This is a genomic window from Massilia sp. P2_C2, assembly GCF_056404615.1.
The window spans coordinates 1-4,964 of record NZ_JBFUDR010000390.1; the positions used below are offsets into that span (position 1 = coordinate 1).

Annotated in this window: 7 protein-coding genes; 4 read left to right on the forward strand and 3 right to left on the reverse strand. The window is 60.2% G+C overall.

Going from position 1 to position 4,964, the window contains the following annotated elements:
• A partial coding sequence (locus AC1DYX_RS27765; protein WP_477264916.1) for a UbiX family flavin prenyltransferase occupies nt 1-434 on the forward strand: 434 nt, incomplete at its 5' end.
• Between the two features lie 17 nt (nt 435-451).
• Here AC1DYX_RS27765 and AC1DYX_RS27770 read toward each other — a convergent pair.
• The 3 genes from AC1DYX_RS27770 to AC1DYX_RS27780 form a co-directional block, all read right to left on the reverse strand.
• Nucleotides 452-625: a hypothetical protein gene (locus AC1DYX_RS27770; protein WP_477264918.1), complete on the reverse strand. Its 174-nt coding sequence runs from the start codon at nt 623-625 to the stop codon at nt 452-454.
• Nucleotides 626-895: 270 nt separating this feature from the next.
• Entirely contained in the window at nt 896-1,342 is a 447-nt protein-coding gene (locus AC1DYX_RS27775; protein WP_477264920.1) for a hypothetical protein, read from the reverse strand.
• A gap of 255 nt (nt 1,343-1,597) precedes the next feature.
• Nucleotides 1,598-1,990 (reverse strand): hypothetical protein, encoded by a 393-nt coding sequence (locus AC1DYX_RS27780; RefSeq protein WP_477264922.1) that lies wholly within the window; start codon nt 1,988-1,990, stop codon nt 1,598-1,600.
• Between AC1DYX_RS27780 and AC1DYX_RS27785 the strand changes: the two genes are divergently transcribed.
• From AC1DYX_RS27785 to AC1DYX_RS27795, 3 genes are all read left to right on the forward strand, one after another.
• A complete protein-coding gene (locus AC1DYX_RS27785; protein WP_477264924.1) occupies nt 1,989-2,423 on the forward strand; it encodes a MerR family transcriptional regulator in 435 nt (144 codons plus the stop codon). The two genes, AC1DYX_RS27780 and AC1DYX_RS27785, sit on opposite strands and share 2 nt — an antisense overlap.
• A 95-nt stretch (nt 2,424-2,518) precedes the next feature.
• Nucleotides 2,519-3,703, forward strand: a complete 1,185-nt coding sequence (locus AC1DYX_RS27790; protein ID WP_477264928.1) for an isovaleryl-CoA dehydrogenase — start codon at nt 2,519-2,521, stop codon at nt 3,701-3,703.
• A 208-nt stretch (nt 3,704-3,911) separates the two neighbouring features.
• On the forward strand, nt 3,912-4,964 hold a 1,053-nt coding region (locus AC1DYX_RS27795), incomplete at its 3' end, for an isocitrate dehydrogenase kinase/phosphatase AceK regulatory subunit (protein WP_477264926.1).

The following is a 4,964-nucleotide window of genomic DNA, read 5'->3' on the forward strand; positions in this document are numbered from 1 at the left end:
ACGTGGAAGCGCTCGCCCACGTGGTGCACCGCAACCGCGAGATCGGCGCCACCATCGCCAGCGGCTCGTTCCAGTCGGACGGCATGGTGATCGCCCCCTGTTCGATGAAGACGCTGGCCGCCGTCGCGCATGGTTTGTCGGATAACCTGATCGCACGCGCCGCCGATGTCGTCCTGAAGGAACGTCGGCGCCTGATTTTGATGGTGCGCGAGACGCCGTTCAACCTGGCGCACCTGCGCAACATGACGGCYGTCACGGAAATGGGCGGCATCGTGTTTCCGCCGCTGCCGAGCTTCTACAACCGTCCCGCCACGATAGACGAGATGGTCGAGCACACGGTCGCGCGCGTCATGGACCTGCTGGGCGTGGCGAACGATCTCGCCCCACGCTGGGGCGGCATGCGGGACATCGTTTCGAAAGACGACGCGCGCTGAGCCGTTTGCAGCCCTCGTCAGGCGTGTTCGCCGTACGGATCGCGCTCTGCCTGTCTTTGTTCTCTTGCGTCTTCGATTTTTCTGCGCTGCTCGTTACGCTTGCGCATGATTTCTGCGTGCTGGGCCGCCGTCATGGGCGGTGCGGTCATGAGGTCCTTCAACTGCGCGGTGTGGCTGTAGTTATTAATCATGAGGCGACTGCATCCTTATTGACCGATAACATTATGGCACGTCGACAAACCTGGTTTTTCGAGGTGCCACTGGCGGGCGGCGCCAGTCAGAAACGCGAACTCGACCGTTTTCGACGGTCCGTTAGCGTTATCGATTATGCGCGAGACTCGGCCGTTTGTGCGGCCTCGCACAAAAAAAAAGTTGCAGTATGGAAGGCGTATGCGCGGCGGCCCGGATGAACGGACCCGCCCGCGTCATGGATGCGGCTCTGGAACGGCAGCCGGGCTGGATTATTTCTGTTGCTGATGATTCATGCGCACCAGCATGCGGATGAATTCGCGTGCCAGTTGCTTGTGATGCTCATCCAGGCGCTGCAGGTCGGCGATCAGCTTGACGTCGGCCGATTCGAAGCGGGCGCCGCTGTCCGCAGAGTCGCCATTCGCGGCGGCGTTTTCCGAACCGCCGAAGCGCAGCCAGTCTGCGGGCACGCCCAGCCACTGCGCGATCATGCGCAATTTTTCCTGGGTCGGAATCGCCTCTCCGACCAGCCATTTGCGCGCTGCATGGACTGTGATCGGACGGCCTTCGAAGCGAATGTTAAATTCCCGCGCCAGCCGGGTCGGGCTGTCCGGAGAATAATGGGCATTTTTCAGGGCTTGCTGCAGGCGCTCGCTGAAGCTCTCCCGTTCGTTAGTCGAATTCATGGGTGGCACTAAGGGTTCATGCAAAGCCGTCATAGGTCGCTCCGTTGACCAGACCGTCTGTGACGGCAAGGGGAGGCTGTAGGTAACAAATAAGTGAGTATTGATCAATTCTCACAGTGCTGTCCAGCAATTCCCATTCTTTTCCGCGTTTTGGCAGCAATGTGTGAAAAATATCCTACAGGAAAAGGAAATCGTTTGCTTGTGCGATTTCCCTTCCGAACGGCGAACATATATTCCTCTCGGCATGCCAAATGGTGCCAAGAATCAACAAATGGCCGGGATATGCGTTTAGATTGTCACGAATTCTGCGACACCCATCCTGCGTAATATGTTGTTTTGGGGCAACCAAAAGCGAACGATACCTGCGTCTTCGGTTACACGAATCAAGTTACCGTTGTGCCAAAGATAATGTTGGTGAGCCAATGCTTCCCCGATCGCAAAGCTGGGCTCGTGGGCGTCGTTTGCCCTTTTAAACGTCAAAGGAACAATGTCAACCGCCGATCGCCGAATGGATAGCTGAGCTGGGCTTCGAGAGGATTCATGCAGATCGCTTGTGTTGGGGCGGCCATGGCGCGCGTTACAATACCGCAAACGCTTTTGACGTAAACGTAAACGGAAGGCGCGGACTGTGATTCCAATGCTTCCGCGCCACGCCCCAGACGACAGACTGCAGGACATCATGGCCACTACCTATACCATCGCCGAACTGGCACGCGAATTCGACATCACCGCCCGTGCGATTCGCTTCTACGAAGACCAGGGCCTGCTCAGCCCGAAACGCGAGGGCCAGGGCGGACGCAACCGTGTCTACACACCGCGCGACCGCACCCGGCTGAAATTGACCTTGCGCGGCAAGCGCCTGGGTCTCACTTTGTCGGAGATCAAGAGCATCATCGACATGTATGAGACACCGAAGGATACGGTGGCCCAGATCAACCGCTTCCTCGGCGTGCTGGCGCATCAGCGCGAAACGCTGGAACAACAGCGTGCCGACATCGAGATGTCGCTGGCGGAAATCGCGGTGCACGAAGAAGAATGCCGGCGGCTGCTGGAGGACTCGGGCACGACCGGGGAACAGGTGGCCGATGACGCCGGGGAAAAGGATGCGGCGTAACCGCATTCACTTTACGTTTACGTTAACGTCACTCCGCGCTATCATCTAGCCTGGCCATGAGCCACCACATAGACGAGGACGAGGACGAGGACGACATGTTGCATCTCCCTGGCTTGACCTTTGATCACGGCGAAGACATCGCCGCCCTGCGCGAAGCTGTACAACAGTTCGCCGCAAGCGAAATCGCACCCCGCGCGGCCGAGATTGACCGCACCGACCAGTTCCCGATGGACCTGTGGAAAAAGATGGGCGAACTGGGCCTGCTGGGCATCACTGTCGGCGAGGAATACGGCGGCGCGAATATGGGCTACCTGGCACACATCGTCGCCATGGAAGAAATCTCGCGTGCCTCGGCCTCCGTGGGCCTGTCGTATGGCGCCCACTCGAACCTGTGCGTCAACCAGATCAAGCGCAACGGCAATGACGAGCAGAAACGCAAATACCTGCCGAAGCTGATTTCGGGCGAACACGTCGGTGCTTTGGCCATGTCCGAGCCGAACGCCGGTTCCGACGTCGTCAGCATGAAGCTGCGCGCCGATCTCAAGGGCGACCGCTACGTGCTGAACGGCACCAAGATGTGGATCACGAACGGTCCGGACGCCGACACCCTTGTTGTCTATGCCAAGACCGACATCGACGCGGGCCCGCGCGGCATGACCGCCTTCCTGATCGAGAAGGGAAGCAAAGGCTTCTCGATTGCACAAAAACTGGACAAGCTCGGCATGCGCGGTTCGCACACGGGCGAACTCGTGTTCCAGGATTGCGAAGTCCCGGTCGAGAACGTGCTGGGCGGCGTCGGCCGTGGTGTCAACGTGCTGATGTCGGGCCTGGACTTCGAACGCACCGTGCTGTCAGGTGGCCCGCTGGGCATCATGTCGGCCTGCATGGACGTGGTCGTACCGTATATTCACGAGCGCAAGCAGTTTGGCCAAGCAATTGGTGAGTTCCAATTGATGCAGGGCAAGATCGCGGATATGTATTCGACGATGATGGCATGCCGTGCTTATGTGTACGCCGTCGGCCAGGCCTGCGACCGCGCGACGAGCCCGGAACAGGTCCGCGCCCTGCGCAAGGACGCCGCCGGCGCCATCCTGTACAGCGCGGAAAAGGCGACGTGGATGGCCGGCGAAGCGATCCAGACGCTGGGCGGCAATGGTTATATCAACGAGTATCCGGTAGGCCGCCTGTGGCGCGACGCCAAGCTGTACGAGATCGGCGCGGGCACGAGCGAGATTCGCCGCATGCTGATCGGCCGCGAACTGTTCGGCGAGACGATGTAAGTTTGTGAGAAGAGGGGACCGGGCGCACAAGAAGATCGGCAAGAGCCGGCAAAACAATACTCACACAGCCCGAAAAAAACAGGACCGCCGTTCCCCAGCCGGAAGCCGTTTCCGGCGGCCGGGGACGGCGGATCTTGAATCCACGATCCCGATACCATCGTTCGCGGACTACAATGACCGCTGCCCCGTCCACCGCGCGAGATGCCCGATGACCCAGGCCACCTTTCCCAAGCTGCTGTCGTCCCAGATTGCCTTCGACATCGCGCGCACCATTCTGGACGGCTTCGACCGCCACTACAAGCTGTTCCGCGAGGCCAGCAAGACGGCCAAGACCCATTTCGAGCGCGCCGACTGGCCGACGGCCCAGCAGGCCGCGCGCAAACGCATCGACTTCTACGACAAGCGCGTGCAGGAATGCGTGCATGCGCTGGAAGACGAATATGCGCCGGAAGACCTCGACGACGAAACCTGGCGCGAAACCAAGCTGCATTATATTGGGCTACTGAGCGGCCTGCAGACCGGCCACAAGCGCCCGGAACTGGCCGAGAGCTTCTTCAATTCCGTCAGTTGCCACATCCTGCACCGCAGCTATTACCGCAACGATTTCATCTTCGTGCGGCCGGCCGTCTCGACGGAATACATCGAGACGGACGAGCCCGCGCCGACCTACCGCGTCTACTACCCGGCGGCGGACGGCCTGCGCTTCGCATTGCGGCGCATGGTCACGAATTTCCAGCTCGACTGTGCGTTCGCCGACCTCGACCGCGACATCACCCTCGTCGAGGCGCGCATGGTCGAGCATTTCGGCTTGCATGAACGCGAGCCGAACCAGCAGCTGCACGTGCTGTCGAGCCTATTCTTCCGCAACAAGGCCGCCTACATCGTCGGCCGCGCCATCAACGGCGCGCGCGAACATCCGTTCGTCGTGCCGATCCTGCACGACCGCGCGAACCGGCTCGTCCTCGACACGGTACTGACCGACCCCGACCAGGTGATCCTGCTGTTCTCGTTCACGCGCGCTTACTTCATGGTCGACATGGAAGTGCCATCGGCCTATGTGCAATTCCTGCGCAGCCTCATGCCGAAGAAGCCGCGCAGCGAAATCTATACCGTGCTCGGCCTGCAAAAGCAGGGCAAGACGCTGTTCTACCGCGACTTCCTGCAGCACCTGAAGCACAGCTCCGATGCCTTCCGCGTCGCGCCTGGTATCCGCGGTCTCGTGATGCTCGTGTTCGAACTGCCCTCCTTTCCTTACGTGTTC